Consider the following 24,719-nt stretch of genomic DNA (forward strand, 5'->3'; position numbering starts at 1 on the left):
CTCTATCGACGGATCACGCGCTTCCTGGTGTCGGAAGGGTATTCTCCGTATGTGGTTTTATAGACTGCCGAAAACCGGCCGAAATGAAAGAAGCCCCATTTGAGGCAGATGGCCTTCATGGTCTCCTTGCTCTCGGGATCGAGCAGATCCTGGCGCGCGGCACGCAGCCGAAGCGTCAGCAGATAGACGGCGGGAGAGGTTCCCCTGAACGCACGAAAACCGGTCTCGAGCGCCCGGCTGGATACGCCGGCGGCTTCGGCCACCTTCGGCATGGTGATCGGCTGATCGATATTGGCGTGCATGAATTCGATCGCCCTGCGGACATGCCGGGGGGCGATCAGGGCGGGGCGATTCTCCAGGAAATGCGACAGCCGGTGCGGCACCAGGCGCACGACCAGATCGGCGAGCGCCTGCGTCATATGCGCCATGGCGATCGGCGACTGCAGCAAGGGGCCATCGTCGCGCATGCCTGAGATGATCGTCTCCGTGAGATTGCCGATCAACCGGCCTTCAGGCTTGGACAGATCCAGTTCGGGCAGCAGGTCGAGGGAGCCGCTGAACGGCATCTCGAAAGTCTGGCCGATCGTCTGCAGGATGACAGGCCAGTTGATCAGCAACTCGTCGATGACGTTCGATTGCCCATGCATGATGACGCTGTTGGGCTCGAAATTGTTATAGAGAAGCAATTTTCCTTGCCCGGCCTCGGCGATGCGGGACGATCCGTAGGTTACCCCCATGCCGCCGCTGCGCGGCACGACGATTGACAGATACTCCGCCGTATCGGCGGTCGGCTCGATATTGAACTGAAACTCCGCCTCATGATAACCGGTGAGCAGGACTGCTTTTTCACAGACCGAGAAATCCAATCCCCAATGGAAGTCCTGGGCGCGGCCGACAGGCTCTGCATCAAATGCGCCAAAAGCGCCGCCCAGCGTTTCGACCATGTTGTCGAAGGACGAACCACTAAATCGAAATGAAAATGGGGGAGGGCTATTTTCAGTCATGCTGCTCCCATTGTTCGGCCCGGCTGTTTCGGCATGCTCTTTTCCAAGGCTCGCAGGTGCCAGCGCGACGCGCGGCCGACCCGAATCTCGGATTTGTGCGCGTACCTCTGCCAGCCTTGCCGGTCGTCATGGATGGTCGTCCCCCGCCGCGGCGCTCCATCTGAGTCCGCAGATGGAGCGGATGAGCGGGGCTTGGATGTATATTAGGCGATTATTGGATAAAGTGCAGCAGCTTGCAGCAGAGCAGGTGGATCTCCGCGTGCTATCGGCATCGAGGTCAGCGGCTTGCGCTAGCTGATGCAGGCCGAATCCGGGCACGGTAAACGTCAAAAAGACCAGCCCGTTGAATGCATTAGTTCCCATCCAGATCAGGAACTGACAGAACCCGCGGCCATTGGCAAGACTTCACGCTGCCGGTCATAACGACAACCCGCTGGCAAACGATCACGCTGATGGAGCGATTCTACAGCTGTATCCGCCGCGCCGCAGGGTGACCGCGGCGATCTGGCCGAGATGCGCATCATCTGAAACTTATAGAGAACGCCCCATTCGAGAGCCGCGCAGTCGCCTGCCGAAGGTTCTTAGTGGACCGCTTAAAGATGGCCTTCGGCAGGCAGACAGGCATGCAGACATACGCACGGGATGGAGTGCGTATGTAAGATCCCTTCCATCCTTTGGGGGGTCATGGGATGGATGGGCTTGGCTTTTAGACCGCAAACCATCATGGCCTTGGTCGGGTTTCATCTTACTGTTCCTTAGCTATGGAGCAATTGTCTGGCCCCGATATTGTCGGCCAACCGGCTTTTCGTGACGCAGTCTGGACTGATCTTGCGCAAAATGTACATGAACCGGTCCCGCTGAAGCCGCCTGTTGCGCGCAATGAACGCCGGCATGATGCCGCCGGGCGCGATGCATTCGGTTGTTTCCGTTGAGCAATGATTTTCTCACTGAAGGCACAAGCGACGGATCGTTTCCAACAGGCCTATGTCGACGTCAAGACGATCGGTTTCCGCGACGCTCGCGGGCATCGTCCTGTCTCCGGGGATACGGACTCCCCTGGAACGCAGCCGTTCCAATTGGGCCTTGGCGCGCTCCGCGAAATCCGAATCCGCGGCCGCGGGAAAGAGCGCGATCACCGTCATTCCCGCATTCACCGGGTGCTCGCCCGAGAGAAAGTGGCCGGCATCGAGCGACCACGCGGCCCCGGAAAGACCCGCCGAAAGCATCTCGACGATAAGGGCGATATTGCCGCCCTTGTAACCGCCGAAGGGCAGGAGAGCACCGAGCATCGCCTTAACAGGATCGGTGGTGATGGCGCCGGTTTCGTCGATGGCCATGCCGTGAGCGATCGGCAATTGCGCCTTTGCCGCCTCGGCAAGCGTTATGAACGCCGTCGCACTCGTCGCCTGGTCGATGACGACAGGCGGCAAGGGTTCCGGCATGGGCACGCCGAAGGCGAGCGGATTGGTGCAGTAGACGCGCTCGCCGCCCTCGGCGGCGGCCATCAAGGCCGGTCCGTTGGCAGCGGCGATGGATATCAACCCGTCCTGAGCGAGGCGCCGGACGTAGTATCCCAATTCCCCGGCGGTATAGCTGTTTCTTTGCGTAAGGACTGAGATGCCGAAGGTTTTCACGCACTTTACGAAGTCGTCGTAAATGAGATCAAACCCGAGCTGCGCTATGCCGCCGTCCGCATCGGCCTGGATCAGGGCCGGCAGCACATGGTTGAAGCGGGGCTTGGCGTCGCCATTGATCCGCCCGTCGCGCAGGCTGGTGAGATAATCGACGAAATGCGGAAAACCGAGCTCAGTGCGCCCGAAGCAGGCGGCCGAGAGCGTTGCATCGACAAGCGCCTTCGCCATGGCCGGGCTGCCGCCGCAGGCGAGACAGGCTTCGAGCGCCAGTTGGCGGAGCTCGTCGATCGGCATTCTCATCTTCTGCCCGGCCATCACAGCGCCAATGCCGCTCGTCTGCCCTCATAGAAGGCATAAGGCGCCTGGCGCGGCGCAGCGCAGTCCCCGATCTCCACCACCTGACGATCGTTTGAACGCAGTTCATCGCCCAACCAATTTGCTGCCGCATTGGTGGTGGCGAGCACCAGGCTGTCGCCTTCCTCGAAGAAACGCTCGCCGGTATTGTGATCCAGCAGGGTGACGCCATTACCGTGCCATTCCAGCACGCTGACCTCCAGAAGCCATTTGACGCCCAGCGTCTTCAACGTCCGGCGCAGCGGGACGTCGGCGGTGGTGCGCTGAAGCTCTTTGCCGATGAACGGGTCGGGCGAGAGCATCGTCACCAGGTGCCCATCTTCGGCGAGCTTCCAGGCGGTTCCGCAGCCGCGCCAGCCGCCGCCCTCGTCCAGCAGCAGAACTCTCTTCCCCGGCCTTGACTGCCGCGCCATGACGGCCTCGACGGTGAAGACGTTTCCTTTTTCGATACCGGGCAGCGTCGCAACTGAGGGCAGAGCCTTCTGGAAGCCGGTTTCGGGTGAATGGGAACCCGTTGCCAGGATGACGGCGTCTGCGCCGATGGCCTCGACATCCGATGCCTCGACATAAGAGTTGAGCCGGATATCGACGCCGAGCTTCGTCAGCTGCCGCTCGTACCAGCCGATGAGGTCGAGGATTTGCGCCCGGCGAGGCTGCATGCCGGCGAGCAGGAAATTGCCGCCGAGCCGGCTGGATGCTTCCGCGAGGATGACCCGGTGGCCCCTTTCAGCGGCGGCGCGGGCGGCTTCCAGGCCAGCAGGCCCGGCGCCGACCACCAGCACCGTCCTCGGCTGGCCGGCCGGTGCGAAGCGGTCGCCGCCCCATTGATATTCCCGTCCGGCCGATGGGTTGATGAGGCAGCTTATCCAATAATCGCGCGAACGCCGGCCCCAGCACATCTGGTTGCACGAAATGCAGCCACGAACATCGTCGGGGCGGTCCTCGCCGGCTTTTCGAGCCAGATGCGGATCGGCAATCTGGCCGCGCACGATCGAGACAAGGTCCGCCGCTCCTTCTCCAAGAACGGTTTCGCCGTTCTCCGGCGTTCTGATATGGCTTTCGGCAATGACGAGCGCATGTTTGACGGATCGCCTGATCGTTGCGGCAAGCTCGGCGCCGAGCTTCTCCTGGTAGAGGAATGTCGGCATCAGCTTGTGGAAGTCGAGATAGCCGCCCGAACCGCAGGTCACATAGTCGACGAGACCGAGTTCGTCATGGAGAGCGACGATCTCGGCAAGCTCGTCCCGCGTCAGCGCAACGCTATGATCGGGCTCATCGCTGATCGCAAGCCCGATGATGAAATCCTGACCGCACACTGCCCGGATGCGGCTGATGATTTCCCGCGAGAAGCGGGTCCGGTTCTCCAGCGAACCACCCCATTGATCCTCTCGCCGGTTCGACCAAGGCGTCCAGAACTGCTCGATCAGGCCGAGATAGGCCGCCCAGACTTCGACGCCATCGAAACCGGCCTCGCGACAGCGCCGCGCCGCCTGCACGAAGCCGTCGATGGTTTCCCAAATCTCAGCCTCGCTCATGGAATGCGAGCCATCGCTGTCGTGATAACTGGGCAAGCCGGAAGGAGACCAATGCGGGTGGTATGAATTGTCGGAATCCCCATGCGCGCCGACATGGTAGAGCTGCTGGATCGCGACCGCGCCGTTTTCCTTGATCGCGGTCGTGACCTTGCTGAAGTGAGGGATCACGCTGTCGTCGCCGGGAAGAAAATTTCCGCGCGTCAGCACGGCCGCGGGATGCACCGGCATCGGTTCGACCACGATCATCGCGGCGCCACCGATCGCGCGCTCGGCATAATAGGCGACGTGGCGTTCGCCGGGTACACCGTCGCTCGCCATGTTTGCCGTATGCGCTCCGAAGACGATCCTGTTGCGCAAGGTTTGTCCGCGCAGGCCGATCGGCGAAAACAGACGCGGGAAGAGCTTCGACATGGTGATTCCCAAGCGTCAGGCGGCTGACTTCCAGGCTCCTGCGATGGCGACGCGCCCGATATCGGCGTCGCCAACGAACCAGAAAGACGGCCGCATTTGGAGCTTCAAAGTGCGACCGAGAGGGCACTGTCGCGTCGGGGAGCCACCTCGTGCGAGTTCACCATCGCGCCCGCGAGCTGGCGGAAGGTAACAAGCCCCAATGCTTCCCCGGATGGTGAAACCACCCTGGCATCGTCGTGTGCCTCCGATGCCAGAATCCGGACGGCGTCTTCGACGGTCGTGCCTGATGCGATCGTCAATCCACCTGGGACCGCGCCGGAATGCAGGGATGTCATGATGGCATCGACCTGGATGACCCGGCCTCGATTGACCTCCTTGACGAAGTTGGCGATGTAGGCGTCTGCCGGACGCAGAACGATGTCCTGGCTGGTGCCCTGCTGGATGACTTCGCCATCGCGCAGGATCGCAATCTGGTCGCCCAGCCGAAGGGCCTCATCGAGATCATGGGTGATGAAGACGATGGTCTTCTTGATCTCCTTCTGAATGTCGAGAAGGACCGACTGCATATCGGTGCGGATCAAAGGGTCGAGCGCCGAATAGGCCTCGTCCATCAGCAGAACCGGCGCATCGTTCGAGAGGGCGCGTGCCAGCCCGACGCGCTGCTGCATGCCGCCCGACAGCTGGTTGGGATATTTGCTCTCGAAGCCCTTCAGGCCGACCCGCTCCAGCCAGCCCATGGCGACGTCAACGGCTTTCGAGCGCTCCATGCCCTGCACTTCGCGGCCGAAGATAGTGTTGTCGAGAACATTCCGGTGCGGCAGAAGCGCGAACTTCTGAAACACCATTGCCGTCTGGTGGCGCCGAAACGTCCGCAATTCGGTCTCGTTCATTTTCACCACATCGACGCCGTCGACAAGCACTTCGCCGGCGGTTGGATCGATCAGACGGTTGATGTGGCGGATGAGCGTCGATTTGCCCGAACCCGAAAGGCCCATGATGACCTGGATGCGGCCCGAGGGTATCTCGACATTGATATCTTTCAGGCCCAGCACGTGGCCGTGCTTTTCATTGAGCTCGGTCTTCGACAATCCCTTCTTGACGGCATCGACATGAGCGCCGGGATTGGGACCGAAGATCTTGTAGAGATGGCGGATCTTGATGCCGCCGAAACGTTGATCAGCCATGGACGATCTCCCGATGTTTCTGGAGCCGCTTGCCATACGCCTGGCTGACCCGGTCGAAGATGATGGCGATACCGACGATGGCAAGGCCGTTGAAAATACCCAGGGTGAAGTACTGGTTGGCGATCGCCTTCAGAACCGGCTGGCCAAGGCCCTGGACGCCGATCATCGAAGCGACGACGACCATGGCGAGCGCCATCATGATGGTCTGGTTGATGCCGGCCATGATGGTGGGAAGCGCCAGCGGCAGCTGGACCTTGAACAGCTTCTGCGAGCTCGACGTTCCGAACGCATCGGCTGCCTCGAGCACGTCCTTGTCGACCAGGCGGATGCCGAGGTCGGTCAGCCTTATCATCGGCGGGATGGCGTAGATGACGACGGCGATCAGTCCCGGCACCTTGCCGATGCCGAGCAGCATGACGACAGGGATCAGGTAGACGAAGCTCGGCATCGTCTGCATGACGTCGAGGATCGGATTGATAACGCGCTGCAGCCGGTCGGAACGCGCCATCAATATCCCCATCGGAATGCCGATGGCGATGGAGAGCACGGTACAGACGAAGATCATCGAGACCGTCCGCATCGTATCGTCCCACATGTCGAAATAGCCGATCAACAGCAGTGTGACGAGACAGCCGAGGACGATCTTCAGGCTGCGGCTTCCAAACCATGCGATGACAAGGATGATTGCCGTAATGATCGGCCACGGCGTCTGCGTCATGAAGCGGTCGGCGGCGATCAGGAAATGCTGCAGCGGGGAGAAGAGGCTTTCGATCGCGTCGCCATAGCTGCGGGTAAATGCGCGAAAACCGTCATCGATCGCCTTCTTCAGATTGCGAAGGGCATCGTCATCCATATGCGGGAATTTATAAAACCATTCCATTCGGTTCCCCTTTTTCTTCAAAGAGCCGTGGCAGTCTTTTTGATTTTATCGGCAGCGAGAGGCGGTGCGCATTAAGCGCACCGCAGTAGTCGGCGTTAAAGAGCAGCTTCGATCTTCGTGGCTGCCTCAGGCGAGACCCACTTGGTCCAGAGGTCCTTGTTTTCTTTGAGGAAGTGCTTGGCACCGTCCTCGCCGGTCGCCTGGTTGTCGGTCATCCACGCCATCAGCTTGTTGACCGTGTCATTGCTCCAGGAGCGCTTCGTCAGGTAGTCCATGACCTCCGGCCCGGCCTTTTCCGAGAAAGGCTTTGCAACGAGGGTGACGATCTTGTCGACCGGCCATGCGTTCGGCTTCGGATCGGGGCAATCGGCGACGGTGTTGCAGCGCTTCCATTCGGCGGCGTCATTCGGCACGCCGGCTTCGAGCTTGACCATTTCATATTTGCCGAGCAGCGCGGTCGGCGCCCAGTAATAGCCGGCCCAGCCTTCCTTGCGTTCGTAAGCCTTGGAGATCGAACCATCGAGGCCGGCAGCAGAACCGGTATCGACGAGGGTGAAGCCGGCCTTATCGGCTTCGAAGGCCTTGTAGAGCTGCGTGGTCACCACGGTGCCGCCCCAGCCCTGCGGGCCGTTATAGATGGCGCCCTTCTTCGCATCCTCAGGAGCGGGGAAGAGTTCCGGATGCTTCAGCACGTCGCCGATGGTCTTGATATCGGGATGAGCGTCGGCCAGATATTTGGGAATCCACCAGCCCTGGACGCCGCCATCGGGCAAGGGAGAGCCGACCTGGACGATCCGGCCTTCATCCGTTCCCTTCTTGACGACATCGGGCAGCAGGTCGATCCAGGCTTCCGGCGCGATGTCAGGCTGGCCCTTTTCGGCCATCGAGGTAATCGTCGGGACGGTATCGCCGACGGTGATTTCGGCATCACAGCCATAACCTTCGTTCAGGATGAACTTGTCGAGGTTGGAGAGAACCTCTGCACTCTGCCAGTTCATGCTGGCGATGGTCACCGTGCCGCATTCGGCGGCGCTGGCGAAAGACGCCCCGCCGATCAGGCCGAACGTCAGACATGTCGATGCGAGTAGTTTTTTCATTCTCGTTCCCTCTGTTTAGCGGCCGGTTTTGCTGAGCGGGGCGCCGCAGGACCCACTCCAACGGTTGTCAGGAAGCGTCTCCCATACTCACCGATTTCTTGAATGCTGCCGACAGTCCCTCCGCAACCGAAGCGTCGAACCCGGCAGCGCGCATGCCTTCGATGGCCGCCGCAGTGGTGCCGCGATAGCCAACAAAGGTTTGAACGACATCGTCAGGAGAATCGTCTTGGCGCTCCAACAGGCGGCCGGCGCCCGTGATCACCGTGTTGACGGCGCGGCGCGCAATCTCCGCCGGCAGGCCATTGGCGACGGCGTCGCGCATCATGGCGGCGGCGAGCAGCGCCGGGAATGCCGGTCCAGACCCGGAAAGGCCGGTGAGGTAATCGATGTCGCTTTCCCTTGCGACCTCGTCCTCAGATCCGCATGCTTGAAAAATCGCGCGGACGAGCGCCCGGTCGACTTCGGTGACGTCGCTCGCGCCAATCCACGGCGTATAGGACTTGGCGACTTCGGCAGCGGCATTCGGCAGAGCGCGCACGACGCGACCGGTGTTGTGGCACTCGGAAAGTGCGTCCAGGCGGATGCCCGCCATGACCGAGATGACCAGCTTGCCGCCGGCATCGACATCAAGAGCACGCCAGTCATCAGGACGGACGGAAAGAACGATCACGTCCGAGCGGTCGGCAAGCGCTTGACTGTCGGTGGTCAGGAAAGAATTCGGGAAACGGCGCGGCTGCTCACTGCGATAGGAGAGGGAGAGATTTCGAGGTTCGACCAGGCCGCCATCAAGGATCGAGCCGGCGATTGCTCCGCCAAGCCAACCGCCGCCGCCAATGATACCGATCCTCAAGGAAACGCTCATCCCGCCCTTCCCTAACCCGGCCTGTAGCCATGCCGCGAGAAGAAGCGATCGAGTTCCCTCTGCTGCGGCACTTCGCCGGTGTAGATCGCGATATATTCGGGTATCCGTTTCATGCGGACGGCGAGTTCCTCCCTGGCTTGCATGGAGATATATCCGATCTGCACGAGGTAAGTTGTTCGCGCTCGGACATCCGATGTCGCTTCTGGTAGCCCAAACCGGATAAACATCAGCTTGAGGGCTTCCAGTCGAAGCTGATCGGCTCGCCGGACCTCGGCGAGAATCTCGTCGGACTGCAGCGCCCAGCTGCGCACGGCGAATTCGAACCTGGCGTCGAACAGCTCATTGTTGAGCCAGCAGTCGAAGACGTTGAGCATCGCCTCGGCAAGCGATTCCGCGTAGGCTTCGGACTGCTTGATGATGTTGCCGGTGTTTTTATCGCGCCACCGCGCCACGAGGCCGGCCAGCAGTTCCTCCCGGTCCTTGAAGAACCAGTAGAAGCTCGTGCGCGAAAGGTTGAGTTTCTTCGCCAGCGGCAGAATTTTCACCGAATCCACGCCGGAATCCAGCAGCGAGTGGTAAGCTGCTTCCAGCCATCCCTCCTGCGATCCGCGCCAGCCAGTGTCATTCAAAGCCTGATCCATGGATGATCTCCTATCAAATTGCGAGGCGGCGCACAAGAAAAATGTACATCTGTGTCTAAAGTAACGACCCAGTTGTTTTCATTATTGACACATATGTACATTATGCTTAGCGTCCCCTCCGATGTTTTAATCCGGAACCACGGCCCATGTCGAACGATCCCCTTCTTCAGCCCTACCAGCTCAAGCATCTGACGCTGCGCAACCGTATTATCGTGACCTCCCACGAGCCGGCCTATCCGGAAGACGGCATGCCGAAGGAAAGGTATCGCGCCTATACGGTGGAGCGGGCAAAGGGGGGCGTGGCCTTGACGATGACGGCCGGCTCGGCCGCGGTGTCCCGGGACAGCCCGCCGGTCTTCAACAATCTGCTCGCCTATAAGGACGAGATCGTACCCTGGATCAGGGAAATGACCGACGCCGTGCATGAAGAGGGGGCGGCGATCATGATCCAGCTCACCCATCTCGGCCGGCGCACGCGCTGGGACAAGGGCGAGTGGCTGCCGGTCGTGGCGCCATCGCATCAGCGCGAGGCGTCCCACCGCGCCTTTCCGAAAAAGATGGAAGATTGGGACATCGAGCGCATCATCAAGGATTTTGCCGATGCTGCGGAACGCATGAAGGCGGGCGGCATGGACGGTGTCGAACTGGAGGCCTACGGCCATCTGATCGACCAGTTCACGTCGCCGCTCACCAACGAGCTCGAAGGACCCTATGGCGGATCGCTCGATAACCGTTTGCGCTTCTGTCTCGACGTCTTCAAGGCGATCCGGCAAAGGGTGGGGAACGACTTCATTCTCGGAGTGCGCTACACCGCCGATGAATGTCTTCCCGGCGGCACCGGCAAGGGCGACGGCATCGAAATCTCCAGGCGCCTGAAGGCAAGCGGCCTCATCGATTACCTCAATGTGATCCGCGGCCACATCGATACCGATGCGGGTCTCACCGACGTGATTCCGATCCAGGGCATGGCGAATTCACCGCATCTCGATTTCGCCGGCGAAATTCGCGCCGCGACCGATTTTCCGACGTTCCACGCGGCGAAAATCCCTGACGTCGCCACCGCGCGCCATGCGATCGCCTCCGGCAAGGTCGACATGGTCGGCATGACCCGCGCCCACATGACCGACCCGCATATCGTCCGCAAGATCATCGAAAAGCGGGAAGACGATATTCGTCCCTGCGTCGGCGCCAATTACTGTCTCGATCGCATCTACCAGGGCGGGGCCGCCTTCTGTATCCACAATGCCGCCACCGGCCGCGAACTGACCATGCCGCATATCGTGGCGAAGGCCGACGCCAAGAAAAAGGTCGTCATCGTCGGTGCCGGCCCGGCCGGTCTGGAAGCGGCGCGCGTCGCTGGAGAACGCGGCCACCAGGTCGTGGTTTTCGAAGCGGCCAACAATCCCGGCGGTCAGATCCGCCTCACCGCCCAGAGCGAGCGCCGCAGGGAGATGATCAGCATCATCGACTGGCGCATGAGCCAGTGCGAGAAATACGACGTCACCTTCCACTTCAACACCTGGGCGGAAGCCGATACCATCGAGGCCGAGAATGCCGATGTCGTCATCATCGCGACAGGCGGCTTGCCGCATACCGAGGTTCTCGCCAGCGGCAACGAGCTGGTGGTCTCGTCATGGGACATCATCTCCGGCGACGTGAAGCCTGGAACCAATGTGCTGATCTTCGACGACGCCGGCGACCATGCCGGCCTGCAGGCGGCAGAGTTTCTTGCCAAGGCAGGCGCCAAGGTCGAGATCATGACGCCGGACCGGTCCTTCGCGCCCGAGGTCATGGCCATGAACCTGGTGCCCTATATGCGCTCTCTGCAGAAGCATGACGTGACCTTCACCGTTACCTACCGTCTCGAAGCCGTGGAGAAGAGCGGCAACCAGCTCGTCGCCCATGTCGGCAGCGATTACGGCGGGATCGCCAGGCAGCAGAGCTTCGACCAGATCGTCGTCAATCATGGGACCATTCCGCTCGATGATCTCTATTTCGAGTTGAAGCCCAGCTCGAGTAATCTCGGCGAAATGTCGCATGATCAGCTTCTTTCCGGAGAACCTCAGTCCGTCATTCGCAATCCTGATGGCAAGTTCCAGTTGTTCCGGATCGGCGATGCGGTCGCCGCACGCAACACCCATGCCGCCGTCTATGACGGGTTGCGCATCGCAAAAGATATCTGATCGCAAGCGCGGGCCGCTTGCCGGCCGATCGTCTCCGGAGGTGATGACATGAGTTTACGCAAGGAAAGCCTGCAGATTTTCCTCGATGCGGCTTTCGTGGCTTTCGACGAGTTCGCCAAGGCCCCGGAAGCCCGCCGCTCGATCCGTCAGATTTTTGCGGCGCTGGAGCGCCCGGGGGCTGCGCGCGTGGGGGAGGGAAGGCGATTGCCGGTTTGCGCTCAGCTTGATGTGGCGCTCTCGATCGATACGGCCTATCCTTCGCTGACGCGATTGATCGACGGGTTCAAAGGCATCGAGCCAAAGCTTGAATGGCGTCAGCGCACCAAGTATGACCACACGGCCAGCGACAACTTTGTCGATGAGCATGCCAATGCCATGATTATCGGCCCGGGAGGATTGGAAGAGCGGAGCGACCTGTGGATCGGTGTGACGTTGATGGCGCCTCACGTGCGCTATCCGGATCATGATCATGCGCCCGAGGAAGTCTATCTCGTGCTTTCCGAGGGAGAGTTCCAGCAGGGGGAAGGGGACTGGTTTTCGCCTGGTATCGGCGGATCCTTCTACAATGTCCCCGACATCAAGCATGCCATGAGGTCGCTCGACACGCCGCTCTTCGCCTTCTGGGCATTACTTGCCGAACGGCCAGCAGTTTAGAAATAAAGGGGGGTTGCCCATGAAAATTCTCGTGCCCGTCAAACGGGTTGTCGACTACAACGTGAAGATCCGGGTGAAGCCGGACGGCACGGGTGTCGAGCTTGCCAATGTGAAGATGTCGATGAACCCGTTCGACGAGATCTCGGTGGAAGAAGCGCTGCGGCTGAAGGAAGCCGGCAAGGCCGAGGAAGTGGTGGTGGTGTCGATCGGTCCTGTTAAGGCCGAGGAGACGCTGCGCACCGCACTTGCCATGGGCGCCGACCGGGCGATCCTGGTCGAGACCGACGATCAGATCGAGCCGCTCACTGTCGCCAAGATCTTGAAGGCTGTCGCCGATGCCGAACAGCCGGGGCTGATCATCGTTGGCAAGCAGGCGATCGACGACGACAGCAACCAGACCGGCCAGATGCTGGCGGCGTTGATGGGAACCGCCCAAGCGACCTTCGCCTCGAAGATCGAGATCGGGGATGGCAAGGCTCAGGTGACCCGTGAAGTCGATGGCGGCCTGCAGACGATCGAGATCAAGCTGCCGGCGGTGATCACATCAGATCTGCGCTTGAACGAACCGCGTTATGCCTCGTTGCCTAATATCATGAAGGCGAAGAAGAAGCCGCTCGACAAGAAGACGCCAAGCGACTTCGGCATCTCGACCACGCCGCGCCTCAAGGTGTTGAAGACCGAGGAGCCGTCGGGCCGCAAGGCCGGCGTCAAGGTCAAGTCGGTCGCCGAACTGATCGACAAGCTCAAAAACGAAGCCGGCGTGCTGTAATCAGCCTGGAACAGGAGCCATCATCATGACCATTCTTCTTCTGGCTGACCACGACAATGCAAGCCTGTCTGATCAGACCGCCAAAACTCTGACGGCAGCCGCAAAGATTGGCGGCGATATTCACATTCTCGTTGCCGGCAAGGCTGCCAAGCCTGCCGCCGATGCCGCCGCCAAGCTTGCCGGCGTCTCCAAGGTGCTGCTGGCCGAAAGCGATGAACTCGCCAACAATCTGGCCGAACCGCTGGCCGACCTGATCGTCTCGCTGGCTGGCAGCTACGACACGATCCTGTCTGCCGCCACCTCGGTCGGCAAGAATGTTCTGCCGCGCGTCGCCGCTCTTCTTGACGTCGCCCAGGTCTCCGAGATCATCGAGGTGATCTCGTCAGATACCTTCAAGCGGCCGATCTATGCCGGCAATGCCATCCAGACGGTGCAGGCAAGCGATGCCAAGAAGGTGATCACCGTGCGCACCGCATCCTTCGCCTCTGCACCGGAAGGCGGCTCGGCAACGATCGAGGCGATCCCGGCGGTTTCCGATCCGGGACTGTCGACCTTCGTCAGGGACGCGCTGTCGGCCTCCGACCGTCCGGAACTGACCTCGGCGAAGATCATCATTTCCGGCGGCCGGGCGCTCGGCTCGGCGGAAAAGTTCAGGGAGGTCATCCTGCCGCTTGCCGACAAGCTGGGTGCTGCCGTCGGTGCAAGCCGTGCGGCCGTCGATGCCGGTTATGCGCCGAACGACTGGCAGGTCGGCCAGACCGGCAAGGTGGTGGCGCCGCAGCTCTATATTGCCTGCGGCATTTCAGGCGCCATCCAGCATCTTGCCGGCATGAAGGATTCGAAGGTCATCGTCGCCATCAACAAGGACGAGGAGGCGCCGATCTTCCAGGTCGCCGACTACGGACTGGTCGCCGATCTCTTCGACGCCCTGCCGGAATTGCAAAAGGCGCTCTAGCGGGGGAGACCGAACGTGGCGCGCGTCGTGGGACGTCCAATCAAACCTGGTGCCGACCTTCTTTTGAACGATGACGAAAAGCCGGCATACATACGGCTGCACGACATCGGGAGGGAGAGGCGCTCTCGGCCGCTGCAGGAATTCCTCAATGATGTCGGCGGGCTGATGTTGTCGGCCGAGGCTCCTGCCGTCGCCAGTTTCGTCGCGGGCAAGGTCCTCCAGAAACTGCTCAAGACCGGCAAGGTGCGTCCGGAGGGCGGGCCTCTTCCTGGCGCGCCCAACGGGCTTGATGACGCCATCGGCCATCTTGCAAAATCGGGACGGAAATACGAGGCGATCGCCGGCCAGTTCCAGAGTCTCGCCGATAAGCTGCTCTGGAGACGCGGCCGCTCCGGTCCGTTCGCAAGCCTGAATTTTGGCAATACGCACTCCCATGCAGTCTTGGTCGGTCCCGGCGGCATGGAGGAACGCGCCGATCTCAGGGTCGGCGTGATCTATATGGATCGCTATACAAGATTTCCCGATCATGTTCAGACGCAGCCCCGCGCCTTCATTCTGCTTTCGCCGGGTGAAATCCGCCTTGGCGATTCCCATTGGTTCTCTGCCGATATCGGTACGGTCTTTGCGAATGACGCCGGCGAATCCTTCGCGATAAGATGCACAGCCCGGCCGCTGCTGGCGGTCTGGTGCCAGGTTGAGCGGGAGAGGTGATAGACCCTTGGCGACAATGAGCCTGAGATGAATGAAAAGCGCGAAGGCGAGAGCATGATATCTCGGCTGTGACGCAGCAGCAAATCGGTGAGAAGCCGGCCCCTTCGAATATGTAGCATCAGAATTCAATTTAAGAGGAAGGATATCAAAATGGACGTTCGCGCCGCCGTTGCCGTTCAGGCAGGAAAACCGCTCGAAGTGATGACCGTGCAACTGGAAGGGCCGCGGGCCGGCGAAGTGCTGGTGGAGGTCAAGGCGACCGGCATCTGCCACACCGATGATTTCACTTTGTCGGGCGCCGATCCGGAAGGCCTCTTCCCGGCGATCCTCGGCCATGAAGGCGCCGGCATCGTCGTCGATGTCGGTCCAGGCGTCACCTCGGTAAAGAAGGGCGACCATGTCATTCCGCTCTACACGCCGGAATGCCGCGAGTGCTATTCCTGCACCTCGCGCAAGACCAATCTCTGCACCTCGATTCGATCAACCCAGGGCCAGGGCGTGATGCCGGACGGCACCAGCCGCTTCTCGATCGGCAAGGACAAGATCCACCACTATATGGGCTGCTCGACCTTTTCGAACTTCACCGTGCTGCCGGAGATCGCCCTTGCCAAGGTCAATCCCGACGCGCCGTTCGACAAGATCTGCTACATCGGCTGCGGTGTCACCACCGGCATCGGTGCGGTCATCAACACCGCCAAGGTGGAGATGGGCGCCACGGCGATCGTCTTCGGCCTCGGCGGCATTGGCCTCAACGTGCTGCAGGGTCTGCGTCTTGCCGGTGCCGACATGATCATCGGCGTCGATATCAACCCTGACCGCAAAGCCTGGGGCGAAAAGTTCGGCATGACCCACTTCGTCAATCCGAAGGAGGTCGGCGACGACATTGTGCCCTATCTCGTCAACCTGACGAAGCGCCACGGCGATCTGATCGGCGGGGCCGACTACACGTTCGACTGCACCGGCAACACCAAGGTGATGCGCCAGGCGCTGGAAGCCTCGCACCGCGGCTGGGGCAAGTCGATTATCATCGGCGTTGCCGGCGCCGGCCAGGAAATCTCCACCCGTCCGTTCCAGCTGGTCACCGGCCGCAACTGGATGGGCACCGCCTTCGGCGGCGCCCGCGGGCGCACCGATGTGCCGAAGATCGTCGACTGGTACATGCAGGGCAAGATCCAGATCGATCCGATGATCACCCACACCATGCCGCTCGAAGACATCAACAAGGGTTTCGAGCTGATGCACAAGGGCGAAAGCATCCGCGGCGTGGTCGTGTACTGAGCCATGAAGACGATCTCGACCGAAAATTGTCATGGCGGCACCCAGGGCGTTTACGTCAATCGCTCGGATGTCTGCCAATGCGACATGACCTTTGCGGTATTCCTGCCGCCGCAGGCCAAAGCACGCAAGCTGCCGGTTCTATGGTACCTTTCCGGTCTGACCTGCACCCATGCGAACGTCATGGAAAAGGGAGAGTATCGGCGTCTTGCCGCAGAACTCGGTATGATCATCGTCTGCCCCGATACCAGTCCGCGGGGCGATGCCGTCCCGGACGAACCTGGCAATTGGCAGTTCGGCAAGGGTGCCGGCTTCTATCTCGACGCCACCGAGCCGCCATTCGCACAGAACTATCGGATGTACAGCTACGTCGTCGATGAATTGCCCAAGCTTATCGCGGCCGAGTTTCCGGTCGACATGGACCGACAGGGCATCTTCGGTCACTCGATGGGCGGACACGGCGCGATCACGATTGCGCTCAAGAACCCCGGACGCTTCGGCAGTTGCTCGGCTTTTGCGCCGATCAGCCATCCCTCGGTCTCCGGCTGGTCAAAGCCGGCATTCCAGAAATACCTCGGATCGGATGAGACGGCCTGGCGGGCATATGATGCCTGCTCGCTGATCGAAGACGGGCACCGGTTCCCGGAATTCCTCGTCGACCAGGGCACGGCGGATAGCTTCCTGGAGGATGGATTGCGCCCCGAAGAGCTCAGGCAAGCCTGCGAGACGGCTGGCATCAGCCTGCGGCTTCGCATGCAGGAAGGCTACGGCCACTCCTACTTCTTCATTTCGACATTCATGGAAGACCATCTGCGCTGGCACGCGCGGAGATTGGGAGACTGATTGCAGAGCTTGGCCGGGCATATCGCAAACGGCCCAGAAGGGGAGGAGAAACCCATGACCAGCATAGCCATACATCCGGCAGTGGATTCAGGCTTTCGGGCGACTGACGCAGCTTTCGCAGGCGGGACGCTCGTCTGCAAGTGCGCCAGCAACCCCGTGAAGGTCAGGATCAAGAGCGACATCGCCCATAATCATGCCTGCGGCTGCACGAAGTGCTGGAAGCCCGAGGGCTTTGTCTTTTCAGTGGTGGCAGTTGCGCCGACCGAAAGCGTCGAAGTTCAGGAGAATGGCGACAAGCTCGCCGTCGTCGATTCCACAGCCTTGATCCAGCGCCACGCCTGCAAGGAATGCGGCGTGCATATGTATGGGCCGGTCGTGCGCGAACATCCGTTCCAGGGATTGTCGTTCGTCCATCCGGAACGTTTTCAGGAAAGTGGCTGGACGAAGCCGGGCTTTGCGGCCTTCGTGTCGTCGATCATCGAAAGCGGCTTCGACCCCGCGAAGATGGATGCCGTCAGGGCGCAGTTGAGGACGTCCGGCCTCGAGCCTTACGATTGCCTAAACCCTGGCCTGATGGACTACATCGCAACCTGGATGGCCAAGAAGAGCGGCGTCCTGGCTGCGTGATTGGCTAAAGCAATTCCCAGCAAAAGTGCGCAGCGGTTTTGCGTCCGGGATTGCGTAAAAACAAAAGAGAGCATTTCCGTGACTTCAGAGAAAGCGGAAATGCTCGGGGAACGCCGAGCCGGCGCTCCCCGACAAAACCGCCGCTATCCGGATATCGAGATACTCCGTGATGCCGCACGCCGGCCTTCCGGCGGCCAGGCTTCCGACGCCTGATGATCAAGGTTGATGCGTAAACCCCATCAACCTCGACTGCACAGAAATCCTCACAGACCTTGCCACCGTAATCTGCTTGGGAAACTTCGCGTTGGCCGCCGCCGCGCAACGTCGACCCTGGACAGCACTTTGAAATGACGCCTGACGCGCACCCGGGACGCTTTACTCGGCATCATTGTGTATTTAAGAAATACCAATTGTGTACACAGAGTACACAATTATTGACTCGCCGCGGGAGGCGTGCCATCTTCACGGCGTAGAGCAACCAGCGGCCGGAGAGCGACGATGGCGAAGACACCGAAGAGCAATCTCTACGAAGATCTGAAACGGCAGATTCTGACGATGGAGCTGGATCCGGATGCCGATCTGGACGAGGCCAGTTTGAGCGAAAAATACGGCCTCTCCCGGACGCCGGTCCGCGACATATTCCGTCGCCTTGCCGGTGAGGGCTATATCGACATCCGCGAGAACAGGGGCGCGCGGGTCATCCCGATGAACCACTCCACCCTGCGAAATTTCTTTCTTGTTGCGCCGATGATCTACGCGGCGATCGGCCGTCTCGCCGTGCAGAACTTCAAGCCTACTCAGCTTTCAGACCTGAAGCAGACCCAGGAGCGGTTCCGCTCCGCGAGCGAGAACATGGACGCTCTGGCGATGGTCCTCGAGAACAATCGCTTTCACGAAATCTTCGGCGAGATGTCGGGCAACGTCTATCTGCAGCCGAGTCTCGGCCGGCTGCTCATCGACCACGCGCGCATCGGCCACACCTTCTTCCGGCCGAGGAACGAGGACATGAAGCGGCGGCTTCAAGTGGCCGTCGGCCATCATGACAGCTTCATCGATGCGCTCGGCGCTCACGACGAAAACGCCGTCGTCGACCTCGTCTTCGAACACTGGGAATTGTCCCGCGAGAACATGGAAATGTTCATCGCCCCGCAAGGCCTCAAGGCGGACGCCTTCCTCGGCGGCCCCGCCACGCAATTATTGGAGAAATCGTCGTGAAGTTTGAGGGGATCTATACGCCGGCGGTGACGCCGCTCGACCAAAATGGTCAGATCGACAGGGCTGGATTTGCCGCCGTGCTCGAATCGCTGATCGAGGCGGGCGTCCACGGCATCATCGTCGGAGGCTCGACGGGCGAGTACTACGCCCAGAGCAGCCAGGAGCGTTTCGAGCTCGCCGCCTATGCGAGGGACGTCATCGGCACGCGGCTGCCGCTCATTATCGGAACCGGCGCCACGCGGACCGAAGATTCGGTCGATTACGCAAAGGCGGCCAAGGAAATCGGCGCGGACGCGATCCTGGTGTCGTCACCGCCATACGCGCTGCCGACCGAACGCGAGAATGCGGTCCACGCCCTGACCGTCGACCGCGCGGCAAACCTGCCGATCATGCTCTACAACTATCCGGCCCGCATGGGCGTGATGATGGGCGAGGAGTATTTCTCCCGCCTCGGCAAGTCGAAGAACGTGACCGCCATCAAGGAAAGCTCCGGCGACATGGGCAATCTGCACCTGCTTGCCCGGAAATTTCCGCATATTGCGCTGTCCTGCGGCTGGGACGACCAGGCGCTCGAATTCTTCGCCTGGGGCGCGAAGAGCTGGGTCTGCGCCGGCTCCAATTTCCTCCCGCGCGAACATGTCGCCCTCTATGAGGCCTGCGTGCTCGAAAAGAATTTCGACAAGGGTCGCGCGATCATGATGGCGATGCTGCCGCTCATGGATTTCCTGGAATGCGGGAAGTTCGTTCAATCGATCAAGCACGGATGCGAATTGATCGGGCTGAATGTCGGATCGGTCCGCGCGCCGCTGCGTCCGCTCAACTCCGAAGAAAAGCGAACCCTTCAGACCGTCGTCGCCACGTTAAAGCGCACGGTCGCCCAGATCACCTCGGGAGCAAATCATGCATGAACCCTTGACCGCCTCCGAATACAAGGCGATCGCGGCCGGCCTTCAGTTTCCAGCGAATGCCTTCATCGACGGCGCATTTCGTCCGGCCAATTCCGGGCAGACATTCACCTCGACGAATCCCGCGACGGGCGAGGTTCTCGCCGAGATCGCCGCATGCGACGCCACCGATGTCGACGCCGCCGTCGCCAAGGCAAAGCAAGCCTTCGACGACGGCCGCTGGCGGCTGCGTTCGCCAGGCGAACGCAAGGCGGTGCTCCTCAAGCTCGCCAGGCTGCTCGAGGACAATCGTCACGAGCTCGCTGTCATGGAGAGCCTCGACAGCGGCAAGCCGGTCGGCGAATGCCAGACGGTCGATGTTCCCGATACCATTCACACGATCCGCTGGCACGCCGAACTGATCGACAAGCTTTATGACAACACCGCGCCTGTCGGCGCCAACGCACTGACGATGATCGTGCGTGAGCCGGTCGGCGTCGTCGGATGCGTGCTTCCGTGGAATTTTCCGCTTTTGATGCTGGCCTGGAAGATCGGCCCGGCGCTTGCTGCCGGCTGCTCGGTGATCGTCAAGCCTGCACAGGAGACGACGCTCACCACGCTGCGCGTCGCCGAGCTTGCCCATGAAGCGGGCATTCCAGCCGGCGTGTTCAATGTCGTGACCGGCGGCGGCAAAGAGGTCGGCGAGCCGATCGGCATGCACATGGATGTCGATATGGTGGCCTTCACCGGATCGACGCCCACCGGCCGCCGCTTCCTGCGCTATGCAGCGGACTCGAACCTCAAGCGCGTCGTGCTCGAATGCGGCGGCAAGAACCCCGCCGTCGTTCTCGACGATGCCGAAGACCTGGACCTTGTTGCCGAGCAGGTCGTCAACGGCGCCTTCTGGAACATGGGCGAGAACTGCTCGGCCACGTCGCGTCTGATCGTTCATTCCAAAATCAAGGACGAACTGCTGAAGCGCATCGGCGCCTATATGCGCGAATGGAAGACGGGCGATCCGCTCGACCCTGCAAACCGCATCGGCGCGCTTGTCAGCAAGGCCCATTTCGAGAAGGTGAAATCCTTCCTCGACGACGCCAGGAAGGAGAAGCTGACGGTCACCCACGGTGGTGAAACGCATGGCGGCATCTTTATCGAACCGACAGTGGTCGAGGGTGTGACGCCTGCCAGCCGTCTTTTCCAGGAAGAGATCTTCGGGCCGGTGCTTTCGGTCACCACCTTCAATTCGCTTGCCGAAGCAATCGCTCTAGCCAATGACACGAATTACGGTCTGACGGCGTCCGTCTATACCGGCAGCCTGAGGAACGCCATCAAGCTCTCGCGCGAGATCCGCGCCGGCGTCGTTACCGTCAACTGCTTCGGAGAAGGCGACGCCAGCACGCCGTTCGGCGGCTACAAGGAGTCCGGCTTCGGCGGCCGCGACAAGTCGGTCTTTGCCCATGACAACTACTGCGAACTCAAGACCATCTGGATCGATGTCTCGGAACGCTCTGTCGACGAGACCATCCGATGACCCGCCATGTGATCAAGCGCTTGCCGATCGACACCGGCGTTTCGGGATGGGAGGCGATCAGCGAACGCGCCTTTCCCGCAACAGCGCTTGAGCACGACATGACCGCGGACTGGCTAATCGTCGGCGGGGGGTTTGCCGGCTTGTCGGCGGCGCGCCGCCTTTCGCAACTCCGCCCTGAGGACAAGATCGTTGTCCTCGAGGCTCGCGAAGTCGCCAAGGGACCGGCCGGGAGGAATTCCGGCTTCATGATCGACGTGCCGCACAATCTGTCCTCAGGCGAATATTCGGTGGCCGACGAAGAGGCGACCAAGGACGAGATCAGGCAGAACCGTCTGGCGATTTCCTTCGCAGCCGATGTCGCGGCGGAATACGGCTTGTCCAGGGAAACCTTCGATCCGTCGGGCAAGGTGAATGCGGCAGCCTCCGAGCGGGGGCTCGGGCTTAACGACAACTACAGGAAGTCGCTCGAAAAGATCGGCGAGGAGCATCGCGTTCTCGATGCCGATCAGATGCGGGAGATGACCGGCTCGCGCTATTATCGCGGAGGGCTCTTTACGCCAGGCGCCGTGATGATCCAGCCGGCCGACTATATCCGCGGCCTGGCGCGCGGACTTAGCTCGAAGGTCGTCATCCACGAGCACTCGCCGGTGCTGGAGCTTTCGCGCGAGGGCAGGTCCTGGAAGGCGAAATCCGGCCGTGGATCTGTTTCCGCGCCGAAGGTCATTCTCGGCGTGAACGGCCATATTCAAAGCTTCGGCCATTTTCGCGGACGGCTGATGCACATCTTCACCTACGCGTCGATGACATCAGCCTTTTCCCAGAACGAGTTCGGCGGCGATGTCACCGGCGCAGATCGTTGGGCGCTGCTGCCGGCCGACCCGATGGGAGCGACGGTCAGAAAGATCACCACCGATGGCCGTTCGAGAATCGTCATCAGGACGAGGTTCACCTATGACCCGAGCCTCCAGGTGTCGGAGAAGCGGGTCGCCGGCGTGGCGGCCGAGCAGCGCCGGTCATTCGACGCGCGCTTTCCCGGACTGGAAAGCCTGCCGATGGAATATAGCTGGGCTGGTGCTCTCTGCCTCAGCAGAAACCATGTGCCAGCATTCGGCGAGGTCGAAGAGGGGCTTTTTTCCGCCTGCTGCGAGAATGGTCTCGGCACTGTCAAGAGCACGCTCGCAGGGATGATGGCGGCCCATCTGGCTGCCGGCGCGGGTAGCCCCGAACTCGACCGATACAGGAACCAGCCGGAACCGAGCAAATTACCTCCCGAGCCCTTTGCGTGGCTGGGGGTCAATTCGGTTATCCGCTTTCAGGAATTGCGTGCAGGCCGCGAGGGATGATCCCTCGGCCCGCGCAATATGAAGACTGCCCGCTCGCAGACTTCAATGACAATGGGAACGAAAAACAGGAGTAAGAACAATGAAGACTTTGTGGAAGGCGCTCTGCGCTGCTGCGATGATCGGGGTCAGCATCCTTCCTGCTCGCGCGGAAGAAAAGACGATCACCATGGGCACGATGTCGTGGGAGGACCTGACGCCCATCACCGGTATCACCAAGAAAGTTCTCGAAGACGCCGGCTATACGGTCAAGGTGACCGAGTTCTCCGAATGGGGCATCGCCTATGCCGCTCTCGCCAAGGGTGACATCCAGGTCCTCACCTCGCAGACGGACTATGTTGCGCAAGACTACTGGGACAAGAACAAGAACCGGCTCGAGAAGATCTCACCCGTTTCGCACGGCCTCTATCAGGGCGTCGCGGTTCCTAAATATGTCCCGATCGACTCGCTGGAACAGCTCAACGAAAACGTCGACAAGTTCAGCGGCAAGATCATCGGTATCGAACCGGGCGCCGGCCTGATGCGCGATACTTCGAACGCGGTCAAGGATTATGGCCTCAAGCTCCAGCTCGTCGAGGGCAGCACCGCCGCGATGACGGCGGCGCTGAAGTCCGCCTATGATCGCAAGGAGTGGATTGCGGTGACGATCTGGGAGCCGTCATGGATGGTCCAGAAGTACGAGGTCAAGTACCTCAAGGATCCGAAGGGCGTATTCCCGCCGCCGCAGAGCTATTACTGGATCGGCCATAAGGGCTTCTCCGCAGAGAACCCGCATGCGCGTGAAGTGATGGCCAGTGTCTACGTGCCGATTGCCGACATCACCGCCATCAACGGCGCAGTCAATGAAGGCAAGACCATGGACCAGGCCGTGCAGGATTGGATCGGCGCGCATGCCGACCTGATCAAGCGCTGGGAAAACATCAAGAAGAGCTAAACGCGTCGTGGCCGTCCGATCCGTCGGGCGGCCACCCTGAAACCTAATGAAGAAGCCAGCGCTGAATGGCTCGATGGGGATCGCTATGAAAACCGTAAATGCCGATATCAATGACGTCCTGATCGACTGCCAATCCCTTTGGAAAGTCTTCGGTGACAAGTCCGCTGCGGCAATGAAGTCGATCAAGGAGCGCGGCCTCGGCAAAAAAGAGGTCCTGAAGGAGTTCAACTGCGTCGTCGGCGTGTCCGACGCGAGCATTGAGGTCCGGCGCGGCGAAATCTTCTGCATCATGGGCTTGTCGGGAAGCGGAAAATCGACGCTCATCCGCCTTCTCAACAAGCTGATCACGCCGAGCTCGGGCAAGGTCCTCGTCAAGGGACGCGACCTCGCCGCCCTGTCGCCGGTCGATCTCCGGCAGATGCGCGCCAGGAACATCGGCATGGTGTTTCAAAGCGTCGCTCTGTTGCCGCATCGGACGGTCCTCGAAAATGCGGCCTTCGGCCTCGAGGTTCAGGGAATTGCCAAGCCGGAGCGAAACAAGACCGCCGTTGCAGCGCTCGAGAAGGTCGGTCTCACCGACTGGGTGAATCGGTTTCCCAACGAGCTTTCCGGCGGCATGCAGCAACGCGTGGGGCTGGCCCGCGCGCTCGCTTCCGACCCCGAGATCATTCTGATGGACGAGCCGTTCAGCGCTCTCGATCCACTCATCCGGCGTCAGCTTCAGGACGAATTCCGGCAGTTGACGAAAGCCTTGGGCAAGTCCGCGGTCTTCATCACCCATGATCTCGACGAGGCGATCCGGATCGGCGATCGCATTGCGATCATGAAGGACGGCGTCATTATCCAGACCGGCACGGCAGAGGAGATCATCCTCAACCCTGCGGATGCCTATGTCGCCGAATTTGTCGCCGGCATATCCCGCCTTCATCTGATCAAGGCGCATTCCGTCATGCGCAGCGTCGCCGAATTCCAGCAGAGCGCGCCGAATTCCGACATCGCGTCGCTGGCGCGCACGACGCCGGACGCCGATATCGACGAACTCATCACATTGACGATGCAGTCGGAGCGCGATGCCATCGCCGTCGTCGACAATGATCAGATCGTCGGCGTGGTGACACCACGCAGCCTGCTGATGGGCGTCAAGGGAACCTCCACCACGATCTCACGCCGGCGTCCCACAACTGGAGCTGATT

The 24,719-nt window shown here is 60.8% G+C and carries 21 protein-coding genes and 1 pseudogene; 14 read left to right on the top strand and 8 right to left on the bottom strand.

The annotated features are described in order from the left end of the window. Positions 1-2: 2 nt before the first annotated feature. The 8 genes from AC245Y_RS26045 to AC245Y_RS26080 all read right to left on the bottom strand — a co-directional run bounded on the left by AC245Y_RS26045 (position 3) and on the right by AC245Y_RS26080 (position 9,602). Positions 3-1,004 (bottom strand): AraC family transcriptional regulator, encoded by a 1,002-nt coding sequence (locus tag AC245Y_RS26045; RefSeq protein WP_017996006.1) that lies wholly within the window; start codon positions 1,002-1,004, stop codon positions 3-5. 944 nt (positions 1,005-1,948) lie between these two features. Next, a complete protein-coding gene (locus tag AC245Y_RS26050; RefSeq protein WP_017996004.1) occupies positions 1,949-2,953 on the bottom strand; it encodes an Ldh family oxidoreductase in 1,005 nt (334 codons plus the stop codon). Continuing rightward, positions 2,953-4,938 carry an oxidoreductase gene (locus AC245Y_RS26055; RefSeq protein WP_017996003.1) on the bottom strand — a complete coding sequence of 662 codons (1,986 nt, stop codon included), beginning with the start codon at positions 4,936-4,938 and terminating at the stop codon, positions 2,953-2,955. Before AC245Y_RS26055 ends, AC245Y_RS26050 begins: the two co-directional genes overlap by 1 nt. Positions 4,939-5,042: 104 nt before the next feature. After that, a complete protein-coding gene (locus AC245Y_RS26060; RefSeq protein WP_017996002.1) occupies positions 5,043-6,122 on the bottom strand; it encodes a quaternary amine ABC transporter ATP-binding protein in 1,080 nt (359 codons plus the stop codon). Next, positions 6,115-7,002 (bottom strand): ABC transporter permease, encoded by an 888-nt coding sequence (locus tag AC245Y_RS26065; RefSeq protein WP_012755274.1) that lies wholly within the window; start codon positions 7,000-7,002, stop codon positions 6,115-6,117. The genes AC245Y_RS26060 and AC245Y_RS26065 overlap by 8 nt, the downstream gene beginning before the upstream one ends. A gap of 95 nt (positions 7,003-7,097) precedes the next feature. Continuing rightward, positions 7,098-8,099, bottom strand: a complete 1,002-nt coding sequence (locus tag AC245Y_RS26070) for an ABC transporter substrate-binding protein (RefSeq protein WP_017996001.1) — start codon at positions 8,097-8,099, stop codon at positions 7,098-7,100. Positions 8,100-8,166: 67 nt separating this feature from the next. Further along, a complete protein-coding gene (locus tag AC245Y_RS26075) occupies positions 8,167-8,961 on the bottom strand; it encodes a pyrroline-5-carboxylate reductase family protein (protein WP_017996000.1) in 795 nt (264 codons plus the stop codon). 11 nt (positions 8,962-8,972) lie between these two features. Then, positions 8,973-9,602: a TetR/AcrR family transcriptional regulator gene (locus tag AC245Y_RS26080; protein ID WP_017995999.1), complete on the bottom strand. Its 630-nt coding sequence runs from the start codon at positions 9,600-9,602 to the stop codon at positions 8,973-8,975. Positions 9,603-9,748: 146 nt separating this feature from the next. Here AC245Y_RS26080 and AC245Y_RS26085 point away from each other — a divergent pair, with 146 nt between their 5' ends. From AC245Y_RS26085 to AC245Y_RS26150, 14 genes and pseudogenes are all read left to right on the top strand, one after another. Further along, positions 9,749-11,785: an NADH:flavin oxidoreductase gene (locus AC245Y_RS26085; protein WP_017995998.1), complete on the top strand. Its 2,037-nt coding sequence runs from the start codon at positions 9,749-9,751 to the stop codon at positions 11,783-11,785. Positions 11,786-11,833: 48 nt separating this feature from the next. Further along, positions 11,834-12,439 carry a dimethylsulfoniopropionate lyase gene (locus AC245Y_RS26090; RefSeq protein ID WP_017995997.1) on the top strand — a complete coding sequence of 202 codons (606 nt, stop codon included), beginning with the start codon at positions 11,834-11,836 and terminating at the stop codon, positions 12,437-12,439. A gap of 19 nt (positions 12,440-12,458) precedes the next feature. Further along, on the top strand, positions 12,459-13,208 hold the full coding sequence (locus tag AC245Y_RS26095; protein ID WP_017995996.1) for an electron transfer flavoprotein subunit beta/FixA family protein: 750 nt from the start codon (positions 12,459-12,461) through the stop codon (positions 13,206-13,208). 25 nt (positions 13,209-13,233) lie between these two features. Next, entirely contained in the window at positions 13,234-14,163 is a 930-nt protein-coding gene (locus AC245Y_RS26100) for an electron transfer flavoprotein subunit alpha/FixB family protein (protein WP_017995995.1), read from the top strand. 15 nt (positions 14,164-14,178) lie between these two features. Continuing rightward, a complete protein-coding gene (locus tag AC245Y_RS26105) occupies positions 14,179-14,874 on the top strand; it encodes a dimethylsulfonioproprionate lyase family protein (protein WP_017995994.1) in 696 nt (231 codons plus the stop codon). Positions 14,875-15,024: 150 nt separating this feature from the next. Then, the gene (locus tag AC245Y_RS26110) at positions 15,025-16,152 is read left to right on the top strand and encodes an S-(hydroxymethyl)glutathione dehydrogenase/class III alcohol dehydrogenase (protein WP_017995993.1); all 1,128 of its coding nucleotides are present in this window, start codon (positions 15,025-15,027) and stop codon (positions 16,150-16,152) included. Between the two features lie 3 nt (positions 16,153-16,155). Then, positions 16,156-16,992, top strand: a complete 837-nt coding sequence (gene fghA / locus AC245Y_RS26115; protein WP_017995992.1) for an S-formylglutathione hydrolase — start codon at positions 16,156-16,158, stop codon at positions 16,990-16,992. Positions 16,993-17,046: 54 nt separating this feature from the next. Then, positions 17,047-17,619, top strand: a complete 573-nt coding sequence (gene gfa / locus AC245Y_RS26120) for an S-(hydroxymethyl)glutathione synthase (RefSeq protein ID WP_003562213.1) — start codon at positions 17,047-17,049, stop codon at positions 17,617-17,619. A 498-nt stretch (positions 17,620-18,117) separates the two neighbouring features. Further along, positions 18,118-18,834, top strand: a complete 717-nt coding sequence (locus tag AC245Y_RS26125) for a GntR family transcriptional regulator (protein ID WP_017995991.1) — start codon at positions 18,118-18,120, stop codon at positions 18,832-18,834. Continuing rightward, positions 18,831-19,742 carry a dihydrodipicolinate synthase family protein gene (locus AC245Y_RS26130; RefSeq protein WP_017995990.1) on the top strand — a complete coding sequence of 304 codons (912 nt, stop codon included), beginning with the start codon at positions 18,831-18,833 and terminating at the stop codon, positions 19,740-19,742. The genes AC245Y_RS26125 and AC245Y_RS26130 overlap by 4 nt, the downstream gene beginning before the upstream one ends. Next, positions 19,735-21,252, top strand: a complete 1,518-nt coding sequence (locus AC245Y_RS26135) for an aldehyde dehydrogenase (protein WP_017995989.1) — start codon at positions 19,735-19,737, stop codon at positions 21,250-21,252. The genes AC245Y_RS26130 and AC245Y_RS26135 overlap by 8 nt, the downstream gene beginning before the upstream one ends. After that, a complete protein-coding gene (locus AC245Y_RS26140) occupies positions 21,249-22,595 on the top strand; it encodes an NAD(P)/FAD-dependent oxidoreductase (protein WP_017995988.1) in 1,347 nt (448 codons plus the stop codon). The genes AC245Y_RS26135 and AC245Y_RS26140 overlap by 4 nt, the downstream gene beginning before the upstream one ends. Before the next feature lie 79 nt (positions 22,596-22,674). After that, complete coding sequence (locus AC245Y_RS26145) at positions 22,675-23,526, top strand: glycine betaine ABC transporter substrate-binding protein (RefSeq protein WP_017995987.1); 852 nt, start codon at positions 22,675-22,677, stop codon at positions 23,524-23,526. Positions 23,527-23,572: 46 nt separating this feature from the next. Further along, a pseudogene (locus tag AC245Y_RS26150) lies at positions 23,573-24,717 on the top strand (quaternary amine ABC transporter ATP-binding protein). The last annotated feature ends 2 nt before the right edge of the window (positions 24,718-24,719 follow it).

It is taken from the genome of Rhizobium sp. SRDI943 (genome assembly GCF_057653695.1).